Genomic DNA, 16,972 nt, shown 5'->3' on the forward strand with positions numbered 1-16,972 from the left:
GGGCGGGGGTTTCAATGCGGGGCGTGCGTCGGAAATGTAACGAATTATTGCTGGGCGAGGCAGGGGTCAGGGCTGGTCCACCGTCTTCTTCGGCGACACCCAGACCGAGACCGGCACCACCACTTTGCCCGGCGCAGGCTTGCCGACCTCGACGCGATCGGCGGTGACGAGCTCGCCGCTTTCCAGAGTGAACGAGGCCCAGGGCTTGGGCATGCGGCCGAAGGTCATCCGCTGAATCGGCTGGCCGGTGGCGGAGTTCATGATCGTGGCAATGACAGGCATGGCGCGGCGATAGCGAGGGGGAAAGGGCGGTGTCTACCGACATTTCCTCTGCCTGTGGGAGAGGTAGCGCAGCTTGGCAGCTTGCTGCCTAGCGAAGCTAGGTGAGGGTGTCCTGCTATCGAGAGCGTGATCCCCTCACCCAGCTTCGACTAGGGCCCGCTGAAGAAGCGGACCCAAGTCTGCGCAACCCTCTCCCGACGGGAGAGGGAAGGTTAGGCGTCCCGCAATCCCAGCCCGATCGCTGCCCGCGCCTGCTCGGATTCCGACGATACCACCGGGTACGCGCAATAATCCGCCGCATAATAGGCGCTCGGCCGGTGGTTGCCCGACCAGCCGACTCCGCCGAACGGCGCGGCCGAGCTGGCGCCGTTGGTCGGGCGGTTCCAGTTGACGATGCCGGCGCGGATGTTCGCCCAGAATTGGTCGTAGAGCCGGGGGTTCTGGCTGACCAGGCTTGCCGACAGGCCGTAGCGGGTGTCGTTCGCCTCGGCGATCGCTTCCTCGAAGCTCGCCTTGCGGTAGATCTGGAGCACGGGGCCGAACAGTTCGACATCGGGCTTGTCGTTGGCCTGGGTCATGTCGATCAGACCGGGGGTGATGAACGGGCGGCCCTCGATCGGGCGCTCCATATGCTTGAGCGGCCGGCCGCCCATCGTCGACAGCGCGAGGAAGCTCTCGGTGAGCATGTCGGCGCTGTCATTGTCGATCACCGGGCCCATGAACGGGGCGGGATCGGCGTGCGGCTCGCCGATGATCAACCGGCCGATCAGCTTGTTGAGTTCCTCCATCAGCGGATCGAAGAGGTTCTGGTCGACGATCAGCCGGCGCGCGGCGGTACAGCGCTGGCCCGCGGTAGTGAAGGCCGACTGGATGATGAGGACGGCGGCGGAATAGAGGTCCGGCGTGTCCCATACCAGGATCGGGTTGTTGCCGCCCATTTCGAGCGCGAGAATCTTCTCGGGGCGCGTCGCGAACTGGCGGTTGAGCGCGATGCCAGTATTGGCCGAGCCGGTGAACAGCAGCCCGTCGATATCGGGATGCCCGGCAAGCGCCTTGCCCTCTTCCGGCCCGCCGATCAGCAGGCGGATGCAGCCCTCGGGGATCCCGGCCTGGTGGAAACAGTCGACCAGGAATGCGCCGCTCGCCGGCGTCTTTTCCGACGGCTTGAACACCACCGCGTTGCCGGCGAGCAGCGCCGGGACGATATGGCCATTGGGCAGGTGCGCCGGGAAATTATAGGGGCCGAGCACCGCGAGCACGCCGTGCGGCTTGTGGCGGAGCGCGAGCCGGGTGTTCATCGGCGCCTCGATCCGGCGCTGGCCGGTGCGCTCCGAATAGGCAGTGACCGAGATGTCGACCTTGCCGATCACGGTTTCGACTTCGGTACGCGCCTCCCAGAGCGGCTTGCCCGTCTCGCGCGCGAGCAGGTCGGTGAACGCGTCGGCCTTCTGGCGGACGACATTGGCGAAGCGGCGCAGCGCCTCGATGCGATAGGCGAGCGGACGCGCGGCCCAATCGGCCCAGCTGCGCCGCGCATGCGCGACCTCGGCATCGACGTCGCCGATCTTCTGGCGCCACAGCACGGCGCCCGTCGCCGGCTCGGTCGAGATGATTTCCGTTCCCGGCATTTTTCTGGCTTGTGTCCCCGGAAGAATGGCCTGCTCTTGCCCGAAAGTGCGGAGGCTTGCCAACCCCCGTCCATCAAATCCTCCCCCGGAGGGGAAGGTGGCAGCCGCAGGCTGACGGAGGGGTATTCTCCACGAGCGATGGTTCAGCCTTTGAGTGACTACCCTCCACCGCTTCGCGGTCCCCCTCCCCCTCCGGGGGAGGATCTCTCAAGCCAACGCTTCGCCCATTCGGCGGATCGCAGCGACCTTGTGGGTGAGCGGGGCCCAGTCGTCGGTCTGGTCGATGCGGGCCCAGATCGCCTCGACTTCGTCGATCAGCATCGCGCAGGGCTCGGCCTCGGACCAATAAGGATGGTCGCGCGGCTTGCGCGGGGCGTAGTGGCCGAGCTGGGCGCGGAGGTCGGCAAAGGGCTCGCCATAGCCTTCGGGTAGCGTCCCGCCGAACCCGTCGAAGAAGAAGCGGTCGATCGACGTCTCGGTCTCGACCAGGGCGCGCTCGATCGCACCGACCAGGGGGCGGTCGTGCTCGACGCCGCGCGGCACCACGCCCAGCCGCCACAGCATCGCCTCGCCGACCTCGCGCTGGAAGTTCGCGGGGAATATCTCCATCGCCTCGATCAGTGGTTCCTCGTCGGCGATCAAGCGGAGCGAGCTGGCGAGCTGCATCACGTCCCAATAGATCGCCTCGGGCTGGCGGCCGAAGGCATAGAGCCCGTATTGGTCGAAATAAGCCGCGGTGAAACCCGGCGCCCAGCTCGGCGCCCAGCGCCACGGGCCGTAATCGAAGCTCTCGCCGGTGACGTTGATATTGTCGCTGTTGAGCACGCCGTGGACGAAGCCCGCGGCCATGAACCGGCCGGCCATCCGCGCGGTGCGCGCGGCGACGTGGCCGAGCAGGCGCTGCGGGGCGTCGTCGCCAGCTTCCTCGCCGTAATAATGGCGCAGGACATACGAAGTCAGCCGGGAGAGATTCTCGGTGTCCTGGAAATAAGCGAGGCGCTGGAAGGTGCCGATGCGGATATGGCCGTGGTTCAACCGGACGAGCACCGCCGAGCGGGTCGGGGAGGGTTCGTCGCCGCGTTGGAGCTCCTCGCCGGTCTCGATCAGCGAGAAGGTCCGCGAGGTCTCGACCCCCAATGCCTCGAGCATCTCGGTGGCGAGGATCTCGCGGACGCCGCCCTTCAAGGTGAGGCGGCCGTCGCCGAAGCGGCTCCAGGGCGTCTGGCCCGAGCCCTTGGTGCCGAGATCCATCAGCCGGCCCGCGGTGTCGGTCATCTGGGCGAACACGAAGCCGCGGCCGTCGCCGATCTCGGGATTGTACACGCGAAACTGGTGGCCGTGATAGCGTAGCGCCAGCGGCTGCTGGAGGCTGCCGGGCAGCGGCGCGAACCGGCCAAAATGCGCGATCCACTCCGCGTCGCTCAGCGCGTCGAGCCCGATTTCGGCGGCAGCACGGTCGTTGCGGAAGCGCAGGATCGTCTTGGGGAAGTTCGCCGCGGCGACCGGATCGTAGAAGGCGGGCCCGAGTTCGAGGATCGCCTGTTGCGGAGTGAAAGCCATGCGGCGATATGGGGACGGATGGGTGAGCGGCGCAACTACAGCGATGGCTATTGGTGGTCGAAAGACGGCCTGAGGCTGCATTACCGCGATTATGCCGGCGCGGAGGATGCGCCACCGGTGATCTGCTTTCCCGGGCTGACCCGCAACGCGCGCGATTATGAGGGGCTGGCGACAAGGCTGGCCGGCGCCCGGCGCGTGCTCTGCGTGGAGTTCCGCGGGCGCGGCGAGAGCGCTTATGCCAAGGACCCGATGTCCTATGTGCCGCTGACCTATCTGCAGGATGTCGAGGCATTGCTCGCCGAATTGGGCATTGCGCGGTTCGTCGCGGTGGGGACCTCGCTGGGCGGGATCGTGACGATGCTGCTCGCGGCGACCGACGGCGCCAAATTGGCAGGCGCGGTGCTCAACGATGTCGGCCCCGAGCTCGAGCCCGGCGGGCTGGCGCGGATCCGCAACTATGTCGGCAAGGCAGTATGGCATCCGACCTGGATGCACGCCGCGCGCGCGGTCGCCGAAGGGAATGGCGACGTCTATCCGAATTATGCGATCGAGGACTGGCTGCGCATGGCCAAGCGGCTGTACCGGGTGAACAGCTCGGGGCGGATCGTGCTCGACTATGACATGAAGATCGCCGAGCCGTTCCGCGTGCCGGGCAACGAGGCGGGTCCCGACATGTGGCCGACGATCGACGCGCTCAAGGACAAGCCGGTGCTGGTGGTGCGCGGCGAACGCTCGGACATCTTGAGCGCCGCGACCGCGGAAAAGATGGCGGCAAGGCTGCCGATGGGCGAACTGGTGACGGTCGCGGGGGTCGGGCACGCCCCGACGCTCGACGAGCCCGAGGTAGTGGCGGGGATCGAGCGGTTGCTCGCCAAAATCTAGTTCCCCTCCCGCTTGCGGGAGGGGTTAGGGGAGGGCATGAAGCCGCGCGTCATGATCCTCGATCAGCCCCTCCCCCGACCCCTCCCGCAAGCGGGAGGGGAGATTTAGAGCATGTCGGTCCACATCCTCCACCTCCACTCGACCTTCAACCATGGCGGCAAGGAAGCGCGCGCCGTGCGGCTGATGAACGCGTTCGGCGACAGGGCGCGGCATACGATCGTCTCGGCGATGCCCGACCAGCTCGAGGCACGCGGCGCGATCGCGAAGGGGATCAAGTACGAGATCGCGCAGAACCCACCGCCGCTCACCGGGCGTCCGTCGGTCAAGCGCTACGAAGAGATCGCGCGATTCATGCGGCGCTTCGACCTTGTCCTCACTTACAATTGGGGCGCGATCGATGGGGTGATGGCGGCGCGGGTGTTCGGCAAGGGACTGCCGCCGATCGTCCATCACGAGGACGGCTTCAACCAGGACGAGGCCGAGCGGCTCAATCCGGTGCGCAACATGTACCGCCGGATCGCCTTGCCCGCCGCCAATGCGCTGGTGGTGCCGAGCCAGGTGCTCGAGCGCGTCGCGCTGAAGCATTGGAAGCAGCCCGCCGAGCGCGTCCACCGCATCGCCAACGGCGTGCCGACCGCGCTCTATGCCGACAAGCCTGACGCCGCGCTGATTCCCCAGCTCAAGAACCGCCGCGAGGGCGAGGTGTTCATCGGTTGCGTCGCGGGGCTGCGGCCGGTCAAGGACCTGCCCATGCTGATCCGCGCGGTCGCCGGGGTCAATGCGCGGTTCAAGCTGGTGATCCTCGGCGAGGGACCCGAGCGGCAGAACATCCTCGACGCCGCGGAATCGATGGCGATCGAGGATCAGGTGATCCTGCCGGGATTCCTCCCCGAGCCGCACCGCTATATGCGGCTGTTCGACATCTATGCGATGTCGTCCAAGAGCGAGCAGGCGCCGATCTCGGTGATCGAGGCGATGGCGGCCGGGCTGCCGGTGGTATCGACGCGGGTCGGCGACATCCCGTCGATGGTCGCGCCGGAGAATGAGCAGTTCCTTGCGCCGCGCCACCATGAAGTCGACCTGCGCGACCGGATCGACACGCTCGCGCGCAACCCCGATTCGATGCGCTATATCGGCCAGCAGAACCGTGCGCGCGCCCGTGCGTTGTTCGATGAAGCGCAGATGGTCGCCGCTTATGCGCGTTTGTACGGAGCCGCGATGGGACGCCCGGGTGTGTTAGGATAACAATTGCCGCTCGCGTCCAGTGCAGGTTGCGTATAGCGTCGCTCAAACTTTTCCGGAGGTCATTTTGTTCAAGGGTCTGACACCTATCAACTATAACGGCCGCGAAGTCTGGCCGCTGGTCGAGGGTGGCAAGGGTGTCGCGGCGACGAACCATGCGAGCGCAGGCGCCTGGGCGGCGGCGGGCGGCATCGGCACGGTGAGCGCGGTCAATGCCGACAGCTATGACGCCGAGGGCAAGATCATCCCGCAAATCTATCGCGCGCTGACCCGACGCGAGCGGCATGAGGAACTGGTCCAGTACGCGATCGACGGCGCGGTCGAGCAGGTAAAGCGCGCGTTCGAGATCGCCGGGGGCAAGGGCGCGGTGAACATCAACGTGCTGTGGGAGATGGGCGGCGCGCAGCGCGTGCTCCACGGTGTGCTGGAGCGGACCAAGGGCATGGTCGCGGGCGTCACCTGCGGCGCCGGCATGCCGTACAAGCTCAGCGAGATCGCGGCGTCGTACAACGTGTCGTATCTCCCGATCGTGAGCTCGGGCCGCGCCTTCCGCGCCCTGTGGAAGCGCGCTTATTCGAAAGCGGCGGAGTGGCTGGCTGCGGTGGTCTATGAGGATCCCTGGCTCGCCGGCGGGCATAACGGCCTCAGCAATGCCGAAGACCCTTTGGTGCCGCAGGACCCGTATCCGCGCGTCCGCGACCTGCGCGCGACGATGCGCGAGGGCGGCATCTCCGATGACGTGCCGATCGTGATGGCTGGTGGCGTCTGGTACCTCCGCGACTGGAACGACTGGATCGACAATCCCGAGCTCGGCAAGATCGCCTTCCAGTTCGGCACGCGGCCCCTGCTCACAAAGGAAAGCCCGATCCCGGAGGCGTGGAAGAACGAGCTGATGACGCTGGAGGAAGGCGACATCCTGCTCCACCGCTTCTCGCCGACCGGCTTCTATTCGAGCGCGGTGCGCAATCCCTTCCTGCGCAACCTCGAAGCCCGCAGCGAGCGCCAGATCGCCTATTCGACCGAGCATGCCGGCGACCACACCTTCCAGCTCGACGTGGGTGTGAAGGGCAAGAATTTCTGGGTGACCCGCAATGACCTGCTGCGTGCGCGCGAATGGTTCGGGCTCGGCTTCACCTCGGCGCTCAAGACGCCGGACAACACGCTCGTTTTCGTCACCGAGGAGGAAAAGGGCGTGATCCGCAAGGACCAGGCCGATTGCATGGGCTGCCTCAGCCAATGCCAATTCTCGTCCTGGGCAGACACCGAGACCAATTCGACCGGGCGGCTCGCCGACCCGCGCAGCTTCTGCATCCAGAAGACGTTGCAGGACATCGCGCATGGCGGCCCGGTGCACGAGAATCTGATGTTCGCAGGCCATGGCGCCTACAACTTCAAGCGCGACCCTTTCTATTCGAACGGCTTCGTGCCGACGGTGAAGCAATTGGTCGACCGGATCCTGACCGGGGACTGACCGGAGAAAATCGGTCTGCTTGCCGCGTCCCAAGAAAGCCTAGTCTGGCGATTGCTATTTGCCGGGCTAGGCTAGGGGCATGAAGACCGGCCTGATCATTCGCCATACGCCCTATGAGGGCCTTGCCGGGTTTCGCGAGCCGATCGAGGCGGCGGGCTATGTGCTCGACCGCGTCGACGTCACCGATCCCGGCTTCTCCGCCCTCGATTTCACCGCGCCCGATCTGCTGCTGATGATGGGCGGCCCGATGGGCGTCTACGAGCGGGAAGCGCATCCGTGGATCGCGCACGAGATCAAGCGACTTGCCGAGCGGATTGGGCGCGGGCTACCGACGCTGGGCGTGTGTCTCGGCGCGCAGATGGTCGCCGCTGCGATGGGCGCCGAGGTGCGGCCGGGGCCGGTCAAGGAGTTGGGCTTCGCGCCGGTCACGCTCAACACTGCGGGCGCGGATTCGCCGCTGCGGCACATCGCCGAAGTGCCGATGCTCCACTGGCATGGCGACACTTTCGATCTGCCGGAAGGAGTCGAGTTGCTCGCCTCGACTGCCGTCTATCCGCACCAGGCCTTTCGCCGCGGACCCGAAGTGCTGGCGCTGCAATTCCATGCCGAGATGGGGGAGGATTCGCGATTCGAGGCGTGGATCGAGAACGGCCCCGGCTTCATCGCCGAGGCGGGCACGTCGCCCGAGGTCCTGCGTGGCGAACATGATGCCCATGGCCCTGCGGCGGTCGCGGCGGGGCAGGCGATGATCCGGGACTGGTTGCGCGGGCTTTGACGCGCGGAAGGGGCTAGAGCCAGCCGTCGAGCACCTGGTCGGGCGGGCGGTGGCCGTCGACCCAGGAGCGGATATTGGCGATGACCTTGCGGCCCATTGCCTCGCGGCCCTCGAAGGTCGCCGAGCCGAGGTGCGGGAGGAGCACGACATTGTCGAGCGCGATCAGGCGCGGGTCGACCGCGGGTTCGTTCACATAGACGTCCAGCCCGGCGCCGGCGATACGGCCTGCGGTCAGCACTGCGACCAGCGCCTCGGGATCGACGATCTCGCCGCGCGCGGTGTTGATCAGCCAGCCATTCGGGCCGAGCAGCTCGAGCCGGCGCGCGTCGATCAGTCCGGCAGTACTGCCGGTGTGCGGGGTGTGGATGGTCAGGATTTCGACCGCTTCCAGCATCGTGTCGAGCTCGGAATGGAAGGTCGCGCCGAGCTGCGCCTCGGCGACTTCGGGGATGCGGTGGCGGTTGTGATAATGGATCTGGAGTCCGAAGGCGCGCGCTCGCTGCGCCACCGCCTGGCCGATGCGGCCCATGCCGAGGATGCCGAGCTTCTTGCCGCCGATCCGATGCCCGCGCATGCCGGTGGGGCGCCAGCCGGTCCATTCACCCGAACGCACGAGCTTGTCGCCCTCGATCAGCCGGCGCGGGGCGGCAAGGATCAGGGCCATCGCCATGTCGGCGGTGTCTTCGGTGAGCACACCGGGGGTGTTGGTGACGGTGATGCCGCGTTCGCGCGCGGCCTTGAGGTCGATATGGCCGACGCCGGCGCCGTAATTGGCGATCAGCTTGAGGCGTTCGGGCGCGGCGGCGATGAGGTCGGCGTCGATCCGGTCGGTGACGGTGGGGACGAAGACGTCGGCATCCGCCATCGCGGCGGCGAGCGCATCGCGGTCCATCGGCCGGTCGTCGGGATTGTGCACGGCATCGAACAATTCGACCATCCGCGCCTCGATTGCCTCGGGCAGCGTGCGGGTCACCGCGACACGGGGGCGGGAGGGGCGCGCGGTCTGTGCCATTCAGGGCGGATTGGCGGTCGCGGCGCGCGCAGTCAACGGGTTGATGCGCGCGGCCCCCTCGCGATATCAGCAGGGATGACGAAAGGGGTTAGAATGCGCGCTTGGGGGCTCGTGCCGGTTGCGGCAATACTGGCGGTCGCAATGCCCGCGGTGGCGCAGCGCAAGCCGCCTTATTGGGTATCGATCGACGTCGACAAGGCGCATCTGCGCGCGGGGCCGGGGCGCAATTATCCGGCGAGCTGGCTCTACAAGCGCCGCGACCTGCCGCTCAAGGTGGTCGACGTCTATGGCGAGTGGCGCAAGGTCGAGGATCCGGGCGGTACCCAGGGCTGGATGCTGCGCAACTTTCTCGATGAGCGCCGCACTGCGATCGTGATCGGCGCGGTGACCGAGCTGCGCTCGGCGCCGCAGCTCGACGCGCACATCAATTGGCGTGTCGAGCCCGGCGTGGTCGGGCGGATCAGCAAATGCGCGAGCAATTGGTGCCGCTTCGACGTCGGCGGCCGGGTCGGCTATATCGAGCAGTCGCATATCTGGGGCGTCGAGCCCGGCGAAGCGGTCGACTAAGGTTCCTTTCGGTGGCCCGTGCGTTGCCGGGCGCGAAGGAGATATCAATGACTCGTCGATTTGCCGCCCTGTGGATTGCCCTTGCCGGAGCGGCGCTGGTGCCTGCGAGCGCGTCCGCGCAGACCGCGGGAGCGTTCATGACCAACCCGGCATTCGCAGATCCGGCGCCGAAGGAATGCATCACCACCTTCGACATGCAGCATTGCGCCGCGCACGAGCTGCGCGTGGCCGACGCGCGGATGTCGGCATCGTACAACCGGCTGCGTGCACGGTCTGGCCCAGCGGCGCGGCAACGCCTGCTTGCCGAGCAGCGCAAATGGCTGGCGCAGCGCGACCGCGGCTGCATCGCCAAGGGCGACCGCTACAAGGGCGGGAGCATGGCGGGCGTGGTGGTCACGCAATGTTGGGTCGACGTCACCAAGGCGAGGGCGCAGGTGCTGGCGCGGCGCTGAGCGAGCTCAACAGCCGTCGATCGTCGCCAGGCCGTCATAGCTCTTGGTCAGCGGGAAGCCGAGCTCGGTCTTGAGCGCCATGTCGGCGTGGCAATATTGCCGCTTCGCCGTCATCTTTGCCACCGAAGTGAAGATGTACGGCGAGGCGGCGGCCGATCCTTTCCGCTCGAGTGCGTACAGGGTGATCGTCGTGACTGCGGGCTCCGGTACGCTCTCGACCACGTTGCGATGGGCGACGAGCGCGAAGGTCGTGGCGTGGCCGCGGTGCGTGCCGCGCGCGAAGCGGACCGAGGCGATGACGTCCTCGCCGGTGTGCGGGGCATCGGTAAAGCGATCCTTCCCGTCGACGGTGGCAGTGGCGCCGTTAACCTTGACCGTGAAGATGTCGTAGCTCCAGGCATTGCCGTTGTCGTACCAGTCGAGCGTGATGCTGCCCGGCTTGCCGTCGCCGGCGATGTCGGGGACGATATTGGTCCCGGCATGCAAGCGGATGGGCGTGAGCGCGGGCCAGCCGGCCGGGCCGGCGGCCGCCGGCGCGGCGCAGCAGAGCGCGACTGCCGCGAGCCAGCGTTTCAATCGAGCAGTTCCACGGCCATCGCGGTGGCCTCGCCGCCGCCGATGCAGAGTGAGGCGAGGCCGCGCTTGGCACCCGACGTCTCGAGCGCGGAGAGCAGGGTCGCGAGCACGCGCGCGCCGCTGGCGCCGATCGGGTGGCCGAGCGCGCAGGCGCCGCCATGCACGTTGAGCACGTCGTGCGCGATGCCGAGGTCATGCATCGCGATCATCGCGACGCAGGCGAACGCCTCGTTGACTTCGAACAGGTCGACATCGCCGACCTGCCATCCCGCTTTCTCGAGCGCCTTGCGCATCGCGAACACCGGCGCGGTGGTGAACAGCGCCGGGGCGTGGGCGTGCGCGGCGTGCGCGACGACGCGCGCGACGGGGTTGAGCCCGAGCCGGTCGGCGACGCTCGCGCGGGTCATCACCAAGGCCGCGGCGCCGTCCGAGATCGAGGAGGCATTGGCAGCGGTGATCGTGCCGTCCTTCGAGAAAGCGGGCTTGAGCGTCGGGATCTTGGCGAGATCGCCCTTGGCGGGCTGCTCGTCGAAGCTGATCGTGGTGACCCCCTTGCGGCCCTTGACCTCGACAGGGACGATCTCGCGGTCGAACGCGCCCGAGCGCTGCGCCTTCTGCGCGCGCTGGAGCGATTCGATCGCGAACTTGTCCTGCGCCTCGCGGGTGAACTGATATTCGCGCGCGGTCTCCTCGGCGAAATTGCCCATCAGCTTGCCGGGCTCATAGGCATCCTCGAGCCCGTCGAGATACATATGGTCCTTGAGCACGTCATGGCCGATCCGCGCGCCGCCGCGGTGGCGCAGCGAGAGATAAGGCGCGTTGGTCATGCTCTCCATGCCGCCCGCGACCAGCAGGTCGACCGAGCCCGCGGCGAGCGCCTCGGCGGCCATGATCGCCGCCTGCATTCCCGATCCGCACATCTTGTTGATCGTCGTCGCCTCAATATGCGTGGGCAGGCCGGCGTGGATCGCCGCCTGGCGCGCGGGCGCCTGGCCGAGCCCGGCGGGAAGCACGCAGCCCATATAGATCCGCTCGACCGCGTCGCCCTTGAGCCCGGCGCGCTCGACCGCCGCGCCGACCGCGGTGGCGCCCAGATCGGTAGCGCTGGCGTCGGTCAGGCAGCCCTGGAAGCTTCCCATCGGCGTGCGCGCATAAGATGCGATGACGATCTCGTCGGCGGACATTGTTTTCCTCTCATTTGTTGGGGGCGATCTAGTGATCCCCGCGACGGTTTGCAAAAGCCGGCGTGCAACCCCAAGGATGGTGCAGATGACGCTGGTCGAGATTCTCAAATGGGCCGCATCGATCAGCGGGATGATCGCCGCATTCATGGTCTCGCTCGATTTTGGCCGGCGCGTCACGGGATGGGGCTTCGCGTTGTTCGTGGCGTCGAGCATCTGCTGGATCAGCGGTGCCCTGCTTTCCGACGATGCACCGCTGTGGACGCAGAACCTCGTCCTGTTCGCGATCAACATCTTCGGGGTGTACCGCTATCTGATCCGCAAGCGGCCGCCGCGCGATGACGATTGAGGCTTGGCTTTGGCCCGTCCTGCTAGGTGGGCTCGGGCTGGTCTTCGGCAGCTTCATCGCTACGGTGGCGATCCGCTGGCCCCAGGGCAATTCGGCGCTGCAGGGGCGATCGCAATGCGACGGCTGCGCCAAGGGGCTGACCGCGCGCGAACTGGTGCCGGTGTTGAGCTTCGTGTTCCAGCGCGGGCGATGTCGCGACTGCAGCGCGCCGATCCATCCGGGGCACCTCGTCACCGAACTGGCCGGGCTGGCGATCGGTCTAGCCGCGGGGGGGCTTGCGCCGGGGATCGAGGGGATCGCCGGAGCGGTATTCGGCTGGCTGCTGCTGACGCTCGCGGCGCTCGACCTCGCGGCGTTCTGGCTGCCCAATCTGCTCACCGGCGCGCTGGCGGTAATCGGGCTGGCGACGGGCCTGCTCGGCATCTGGCCGCTGATCGAGGAGCGGCTGATCGGCGGGATCGGCGGCTATGCGTCGTTGGCGGCGGTGGCGGCGGGGTACCGGCTGCTGCGCGGGCGCCAGGGGCTGGGCGGCGGCGATCCCAAATTGTTCGGCGCGATCGGCTGCTGGCTCGGCTGGCAGGCGCTGCCGCTGGTGTTGCTGACCGCGGCGCTGATCGGGCTCGCCGCGGTGTTGGGCTTCCTCAGTGCCGGGCGCAAGGTCACCGCGACCGATCGGCTGCCATTCGGCGTGATGCTCGCGGCGGCCGGCTGGGCAGTGTGGGTGGGGCAGGCATTGGCCTGACCGCACTCCGCTTGCACGGGCGCGCGGTTCGCCGCACATCTAGGCAATGAAGACTCTTCTGGAGCGCCAGCGTGCTGCGTTCATGGCCGAGTTGCCGGTGTCGCTCGATGTGCGCCGTGACCGGCTCAAGCGCGCGATCGCGATGGTCGCCGACAATGCGACACGCTTCTGCGACGCGCTGTCGGAGGATTTCGGGCATCGCAGCCGCGAGCAATCGATGATCGCCGACATCGCCGCGTCGATCGGCCCGCTCAAACACGCACTCAAGCATGTCGCGCGCTGGTCACGCGCCGCGCGCCGGCCGACGCTGTTCCCGCTCGGGCTGCTCGGCGGTCGGGCGTGGATCGAGTACCAGCCCAAGGGCGTGGTGGGGATCATCGCGCCGTGGAATTTCCCGGTGAACCTGGTGATGAGCCCGCTTGCCGGGGTGCTCGCCGCGGGCAATCGCGCGATGGTCAAGACCAGCGAGTTCACCCCGGTGGTAGCGGCCTTGTTCGAGGAACTGGCGCCACGCTACTTCGCCGCCGAGGAGCTGGCTTTCGTCAGCGGCGGGCCGGACGTCGGCAAGGCGTTCGCCGAACTGCCGTTCGACCATCTGCTGTTCACTGGCGCGACGGGTATCGCGAAGCACATCCTCCATGCCGCGGCGGACAATCTCGTGCCGGTGACGCTCGAACTTGGCGGCAAGTCGCCGGTGGTGGTGGGACGCTCGGCGAACATCGCGCAGGTGACCGAGCGCGTGGCGATGGGCAAGATGCTCAACGCCGGGCAGATCTGCCTCGCCCCCGATTATATGCTGGTGCCAGAGGAGAAAGAAGGTGAGGTCGTCGACCGGCTGACCCGCGCCGCTGCGGCAATGTATCCGAGCCTGCTCGCCAATCCCGACTACACCGCGGTGATCAACGACCGCCATCACGCCAGGCTCCACGACTGGATCGCGGATGCGCGCGCCAAGGGGGCCGAGGTGATCGCGGTCAATCCGGCGAACGAGGACTTCGCAGCGTCCAATTCGCGCAAACTGCCGCTCCACATCGTCCGCGGCGCGACCGACGACATGATCGTGATGCAGGAGGAGATCTTCGGGCCCGTGCTGCCGGTGCGCAGCTACCGCCATATCGACGACGCCGTCGCCGAAGTGAACCGCCGCGATCGGCCGCTGGCGCTCTATTATTTCGGCAGCGACGGCGAGGAGCGGCGGCGCGTGCTCGATCGGACGATCTCGGGCGGGGTGACGCTCGACGACGTCGTCTTCCATGTCAGCCAGGAGGAATTGCCGTTCGGCGGGATCGGGCCGTCGGGGATGGGAGCCTATCACGGCGAGGCAGGCTTCCGCACCTTCAGCCATGCGCGCAGCATCTACAAGCAGCCGCGGCTCGATGTGGCCAAGCTTGCCGGGATGAAGCCACCGTACGGCAAGGCGACCTGGGCGACGATCCGGCGGCAGATGAAGTAGCGACGCGGGCGCGTCCCGACGTCAAAAAAAGGCCGCCCCGGAGGGCGGCCGTTTGAAAGTTTTAGGAGAGGATGCCTGAAAGGCCCGATCTTTCTGCACCGCGGCGGACTATGCCGCAAGTGCGAAATGATAACGGTATCATTGCAGAAAATGCAATCGTACAGCGTTGTCACTTGCAGCGCGGGTATCTTGGCAGCACGGTGACGCCATGCCCAAGTCGCTAAAGCTCGATCATTTCCTGCCCTACCGGCTGTCGATCGCATCCAATACCGTCTCGGATACGGTGGCGAGCGCCTATCGCACCCTGTTCGGGCTGCGCATTCCCGAGTGGCGGCTGGTCGCGGTGCTCGCCGAGGGCGGGGCGATGAGCCAGCAGGCTTTGTGCGGACGGACGCGGATGGACAAGGTGACGGTCAGCCGCGCCGCGATCGCGCTGGCCGAGCGCGGGCTGATCCAGCGCGCAGCCAATCCCGGCGACCAGCGCTCGCATCTGCTGACCCTGTCCGAGCAGGGCTGGGCGCTTTACGAACAGGTAGCGCCCAAGGCGCTCGAATTCGAGCGGCGGATCTTTGCGACCCTGTCCGATGCGGAGCGCGAGCAATTGCGCGCCATGCTCGAACGGATCGAGGCGGCGGCGATCGCACTGACACGCGGGGTTGATTAGCGGCGCGCCGCCGGATAGGCCGCACAGGCCCTCCCCAGGCAATGAGGCTTTGCCAGGAGGAGTTCGCATGCCCACTTATCTCGATCGCGCCGGTCTGAAGGTCGCCGATGTGCTCGCGCGCTTCGTCGAGACGCACGTGCTGCCGGATCTGGTGATCGCGCCCGACGCGTTCTGGGAAGGTGCCGCGGCGATCTTCGCCCGCTTTGCCCCGGAGAATCGCGCATTGCTGGCCAAGCGCGACGATCTGCAGGCAGAGATCGACCGCTGGTCCGCTGAAAATCCGGAGCGCGCCGCCGATCCTGCGGCGCAGGAAGCCTTCCTGCGCGCGATCGGCTATCTCGTTCCAGAGCCAGGACCCTTCGAAATCGGCACGACCAATGTCGATCCCGAGATCGCGACGATGGCGGGGCCGCAACTCGTGGTTCCCGCGCTAAACGCCCGCTTCGTGCTCAACGCTGCCAATGCCCGTTGGGGGAGCCTGTACGACGCGCTCTACGGTACCGATGCGCTGCCGGGTGCGGCGAAGCCGGGCGGCTATGATCGCGAGCGCGGCGCGCAGGTGATCGCCTACGCCAAGGCGTTCCTCGACGAGGCGGTGCCGCTTGCCACGGGCAAATGGACCGATCTGGTGGGCGAGCCGGTGCTGCGCGATCCCGGCCAGCAGGTCGCGCCGTGGGTATATCGCCACAACGGGCTCCACATCGAAGTGATGATCGACCACGCGCACGCGATCGGGCGCGACGATCCCGCGGGAATCGCCGATGTGCTGCTCGAGGCGGCGCTGACCACGATCGTCGACCTCGAGGATTCGGTCGCTGCGGTCGATGCAGAGGACAAGGTCGCGGCCTATGCCAATTGGCTCGGGCTGATGCGCGGCGATCTCGAGGAACGGTTCGAAAAGGGGGGCAAAACCGTCACGCGGACGCTCAATTCCGATCGCGGCGGTCTGCCGGGGCGTTCCTTGCTGTTCGTCCGCAATGTCGGGCATCTGATGACCAACCCGGCGGTGCTGCTGCCTGATGGCGAGGAGGCGCCCGAGGGCATTCTCGACGCGGTCCTCACCAGTCTGATCGCGCTGTACGACCTGCGCGGGCTGGGCCGCTTCCGCAACAGCCGGGCAGGGTCGATCTACATCGTCAAGCCGAAGATGCACGGGCCCGAGGAGTGCGGCTTCACCGATCGGCTGTTCGATGCGGTCGAAGATCTGCTCGCCCTGGGGCGGCACACGATCATGGTTGGGGTGATGGACGAGGAGCGGCGGACCTCGGCCAATCTCGCCGCGTGCATCCACGCCGTGAAGGACCGCATCGCCTTCATCAACACCGGCTTCCTCGATCGCACCGGCGATGAGATCCACACCAGCATGCGCGCCGGGCCGATGATCCCGAAAAGCGAGATGAAGGCGTCGCGCTGGATCGCGGCGTACGAGGACCGCAATGTCCGCATCGGGCTCGCCTGCGGGCTCTCGGGCAAGGCCCACATCGGCAAGGGCATGTGGGCGGCGCCCGATCGCATGGCCGACATGCTCGCCCAGAAGGAAGCGCATCCGCTTGCCGGCGCGAACACCGCCTGGGTGCCGTCGCCGACCGCGGCGACGCTCCACGCGCTGCACTATCACCGGATCGACGTGTTCGCCCGCCAGCGCGCAATTGCGGCCGAGGCGGTCCCGGGATTGGGGCCGCTGCTGACCATTCCGGTTGCGCAGGGGCGAAGTTGGTCGGCGGAGGAAATCGCGCGCGAGCTCGACAACAATACCCAGGGCATCCTCGGCTATGTCGTGCGCTGGATCGACCAAGGCGTCGGCTGTTCGAAGGTGCCCGATATCCACGATATCGGACTAATGGAGGACCGCGCGACCTTGCGCATCTCGTCGCAGCATATCGCGAATTGGCTGTTGCACGGGGTGGCGAGCGCCGACGATGTCGAGGCCGCGCTTCGGCGGATGGCGGCGAAGGTCGATGCGCAGAATGCAGGCGATCCGCTTTACCGTCCGATGGCGGGGCGCGAGGCAGAGAGCCTGGCGTTCGCGGCGGCGCGGGCGCTGATCTTCGAGGGTGCCGCCCAGCCCAATGGCTATACCGAACCATTGCTCCACCGCTTCCGGACGCGCGCAAAGCTCGGCTAACCGCTGAATTT

The 16,972-nt window shown here is 67.2% G+C and carries 17 protein-coding genes; 11 read left to right on the forward strand and 6 right to left on the reverse strand.

Annotated elements, in window-relative coordinates:
* Positions 1–66: 66 nt before the first annotated feature.
* The 3 genes from AC3WJI_RS16860 to AC3WJI_RS16870 form a co-directional block, all read right to left on the reverse strand.
* Positions 67–261, reverse strand: a complete 195-nt coding sequence (locus AC3WJI_RS16860; protein ID WP_492758444.1) for a hypothetical protein — start codon at positions 259–261, stop codon at positions 67–69.
* Between the two features lie 233 nt (positions 262–494).
* On the reverse strand, positions 495–1,910 hold the full coding sequence (gene astD / locus AC3WJI_RS16865; protein ID WP_492758445.1) for a succinylglutamate-semialdehyde dehydrogenase: 1,416 nt from the start codon (positions 1,908–1,910) through the stop codon (positions 495–497).
* A gap of 207 nt (positions 1,911–2,117) precedes the next feature.
* Positions 2,118–3,470, reverse strand: a complete 1,353-nt coding sequence (locus tag AC3WJI_RS16870; RefSeq protein ID WP_492758446.1) for a protein adenylyltransferase SelO family protein — start codon at positions 3,468–3,470, stop codon at positions 2,118–2,120.
* Between the two features lie 18 nt (positions 3,471–3,488).
* Between AC3WJI_RS16870 and AC3WJI_RS16875 the strand changes: the two genes are divergently transcribed.
* The 4 genes from AC3WJI_RS16875 to AC3WJI_RS16890 all read left to right on the forward strand — a co-directional run bounded on the left by AC3WJI_RS16875 (position 3,489) and on the right by AC3WJI_RS16890 (position 7,840).
* On the forward strand, positions 3,489–4,352 hold the full coding sequence (locus AC3WJI_RS16875) for an alpha/beta fold hydrolase (protein WP_492758447.1): 864 nt from the start codon (positions 3,489–3,491) through the stop codon (positions 4,350–4,352).
* Positions 4,353–4,463: 111 nt separating this feature from the next.
* Positions 4,464–5,597, forward strand: a complete 1,134-nt coding sequence (locus AC3WJI_RS16880; RefSeq protein ID WP_492758448.1) for a glycosyltransferase family 4 protein — start codon at positions 4,464–4,466, stop codon at positions 5,595–5,597.
* 64 nt (positions 5,598–5,661) lie between these two features.
* Entirely contained in the window at positions 5,662–7,065 is a 1,404-nt protein-coding gene (locus AC3WJI_RS16885) for an NAD(P)H-dependent flavin oxidoreductase (protein WP_492758449.1), read from the forward strand.
* Positions 7,066–7,144: 79 nt separating this feature from the next.
* Positions 7,145–7,840, forward strand: coding sequence for a glutamine amidotransferase (locus AC3WJI_RS16890; protein ID WP_492758450.1), 696 nt, complete (start codon positions 7,145–7,147; stop codon positions 7,838–7,840).
* Between the two features lie 13 nt (positions 7,841–7,853).
* On the opposite strand, the gene AC3WJI_RS16895 is transcribed toward AC3WJI_RS16890, so the two are convergent.
* Entirely contained in the window at positions 7,854–8,852 is a 999-nt protein-coding gene (locus tag AC3WJI_RS16895; protein WP_492758451.1) for a 2-hydroxyacid dehydrogenase, read from the reverse strand.
* Positions 8,853–8,945: 93 nt separating this feature from the next.
* Here AC3WJI_RS16895 and AC3WJI_RS16900 point away from each other — a divergent pair, with 93 nt between their 5' ends.
* Together AC3WJI_RS16900 and AC3WJI_RS16905 are read left to right on the forward strand one after the other, a co-directional pair.
* On the forward strand, positions 8,946–9,419 hold the full coding sequence (locus AC3WJI_RS16900; RefSeq protein ID WP_492758452.1) for an SH3 domain-containing protein: 474 nt from the start codon (positions 8,946–8,948) through the stop codon (positions 9,417–9,419).
* Between the two features lie 47 nt (positions 9,420–9,466).
* A complete protein-coding gene (locus AC3WJI_RS16905; RefSeq protein ID WP_492758453.1) occupies positions 9,467–9,871 on the forward strand; it encodes a lysozyme inhibitor LprI family protein in 405 nt (134 codons plus the stop codon).
* Positions 9,872–9,877: 6 nt separating this feature from the next.
* Here the strand turns inward: AC3WJI_RS16905 and AC3WJI_RS16910 are convergent, their stop codons facing one another.
* Together AC3WJI_RS16910 and AC3WJI_RS16915 are read right to left on the reverse strand one after the other, a co-directional pair.
* Entirely contained in the window at positions 9,878–10,447 is a 570-nt protein-coding gene (locus AC3WJI_RS16910) for a hypothetical protein (protein ID WP_492758454.1), read from the reverse strand.
* Positions 10,444–11,631, reverse strand: a complete 1,188-nt coding sequence (locus tag AC3WJI_RS16915) for an acetyl-CoA C-acyltransferase (RefSeq protein WP_492758455.1) — start codon at positions 11,629–11,631, stop codon at positions 10,444–10,446. Before AC3WJI_RS16915 ends, AC3WJI_RS16910 begins: the two co-directional genes overlap by 4 nt.
* A gap of 76 nt (positions 11,632–11,707) precedes the next feature.
* Here AC3WJI_RS16915 and AC3WJI_RS16920 point away from each other — a divergent pair, with 76 nt between their 5' ends.
* From AC3WJI_RS16920 to AC3WJI_RS16940, 5 genes are all read left to right on the forward strand, one after another.
* The gene (locus tag AC3WJI_RS16920) at positions 11,708–11,977 is read left to right on the forward strand and encodes a hypothetical protein (protein ID WP_492758456.1); all 270 of its coding nucleotides are present in this window, start codon (positions 11,708–11,710) and stop codon (positions 11,975–11,977) included.
* Complete coding sequence (locus tag AC3WJI_RS16925; RefSeq protein ID WP_492758457.1) at positions 11,967–12,719, forward strand: prepilin peptidase; 753 nt, start codon at positions 11,967–11,969, stop codon at positions 12,717–12,719. Before AC3WJI_RS16920 ends, AC3WJI_RS16925 begins: the two co-directional genes overlap by 11 nt.
* A 46-nt stretch (positions 12,720–12,765) precedes the next feature.
* A complete protein-coding gene (locus AC3WJI_RS16930; protein WP_492758458.1) occupies positions 12,766–14,172 on the forward strand; it encodes a coniferyl aldehyde dehydrogenase in 1,407 nt (468 codons plus the stop codon).
* 208 nt (positions 14,173–14,380) lie between these two features.
* Positions 14,381–14,836 carry a MarR family winged helix-turn-helix transcriptional regulator gene (locus AC3WJI_RS16935; protein ID WP_492758459.1) on the forward strand — a complete coding sequence of 152 codons (456 nt, stop codon included), beginning with the start codon at positions 14,381–14,383 and terminating at the stop codon, positions 14,834–14,836.
* A 67-nt stretch (positions 14,837–14,903) separates the two neighbouring features.
* Positions 14,904–16,961: a malate synthase G gene (locus AC3WJI_RS16940; protein ID WP_492758460.1), complete on the forward strand. Its 2,058-nt coding sequence runs from the start codon at positions 14,904–14,906 to the stop codon at positions 16,959–16,961.
* The last annotated feature ends 11 nt before the right edge of the window (positions 16,962–16,972 follow it).

It is taken from the genome of Sphingomonas sp. FW306-1B-B10E (assembly GCF_058782005.1).

What these genes read in the sequence shown, in the direction of transcription:
- AC3WJI_RS16860 (WP_492758444.1), bottom strand. Translation starts at nt 261, where the DNA reads ATGAACTCCGCCACCGGCCAGCCGATTCAGCGGATGACCTTCGGCCGC.
- astD (WP_492758445.1), bottom strand. Translation starts at nt 1,910, where the DNA reads ATGCCGGGAACGGAAATCATCTCGACCGAGCCGGCGACGGGCGCCGTG.
- AC3WJI_RS16870 (WP_492758446.1), bottom strand. Translation starts at nt 3,470, where the DNA reads ATGGCTTTCACTCCGCAACAGGCGATCCTCGAACTCGGGCCCGCCTTC.
- AC3WJI_RS16875 (WP_492758447.1), top strand. Translation starts at nt 3,489, where the DNA reads ATGGGTGAGCGGCGCAACTACAGCGATGGCTATTGGTGGTCGAAAGAC.
- AC3WJI_RS16880 (WP_492758448.1), top strand. Translation starts at nt 4,464, where the DNA reads ATGTCGGTCCACATCCTCCACCTCCACTCGACCTTCAACCATGGCGGC.
- AC3WJI_RS16890 (WP_492758450.1), top strand. Translation starts at nt 7,145, where the DNA reads ATGAAGACCGGCCTGATCATTCGCCATACGCCCTATGAGGGCCTTGCC.
- AC3WJI_RS16895 (WP_492758451.1), bottom strand. Translation starts at nt 8,852, where the DNA reads ATGGCACAGACCGCGCGCCCCTCCCGCCCCCGTGTCGCGGTGACCCGC.
- AC3WJI_RS16900 (WP_492758452.1), top strand. Translation starts at nt 8,946, where the DNA reads ATGCGCGCTTGGGGGCTCGTGCCGGTTGCGGCAATACTGGCGGTCGCA.
- AC3WJI_RS16905 (WP_492758453.1), top strand. Translation starts at nt 9,467, where the DNA reads ATGACTCGTCGATTTGCCGCCCTGTGGATTGCCCTTGCCGGAGCGGCG.
- AC3WJI_RS16915 (WP_492758455.1), bottom strand. Translation starts at nt 11,631, where the DNA reads ATGTCCGCCGACGAGATCGTCATCGCATCTTATGCGCGCACGCCGATG.
- AC3WJI_RS16920 (WP_492758456.1), top strand. Translation starts at nt 11,708, where the DNA reads ATGGTGCAGATGACGCTGGTCGAGATTCTCAAATGGGCCGCATCGATC.
- AC3WJI_RS16925 (WP_492758457.1), top strand. Translation starts at nt 11,967, where the DNA reads ATGACGATTGAGGCTTGGCTTTGGCCCGTCCTGCTAGGTGGGCTCGGG.
- AC3WJI_RS16930 (WP_492758458.1), top strand. Translation starts at nt 12,766, where the DNA reads ATGAAGACTCTTCTGGAGCGCCAGCGTGCTGCGTTCATGGCCGAGTTG.
- AC3WJI_RS16935 (WP_492758459.1), top strand. Translation starts at nt 14,381, where the DNA reads ATGCCCAAGTCGCTAAAGCTCGATCATTTCCTGCCCTACCGGCTGTCG.
- AC3WJI_RS16940 (WP_492758460.1), top strand. Translation starts at nt 14,904, where the DNA reads ATGCCCACTTATCTCGATCGCGCCGGTCTGAAGGTCGCCGATGTGCTC.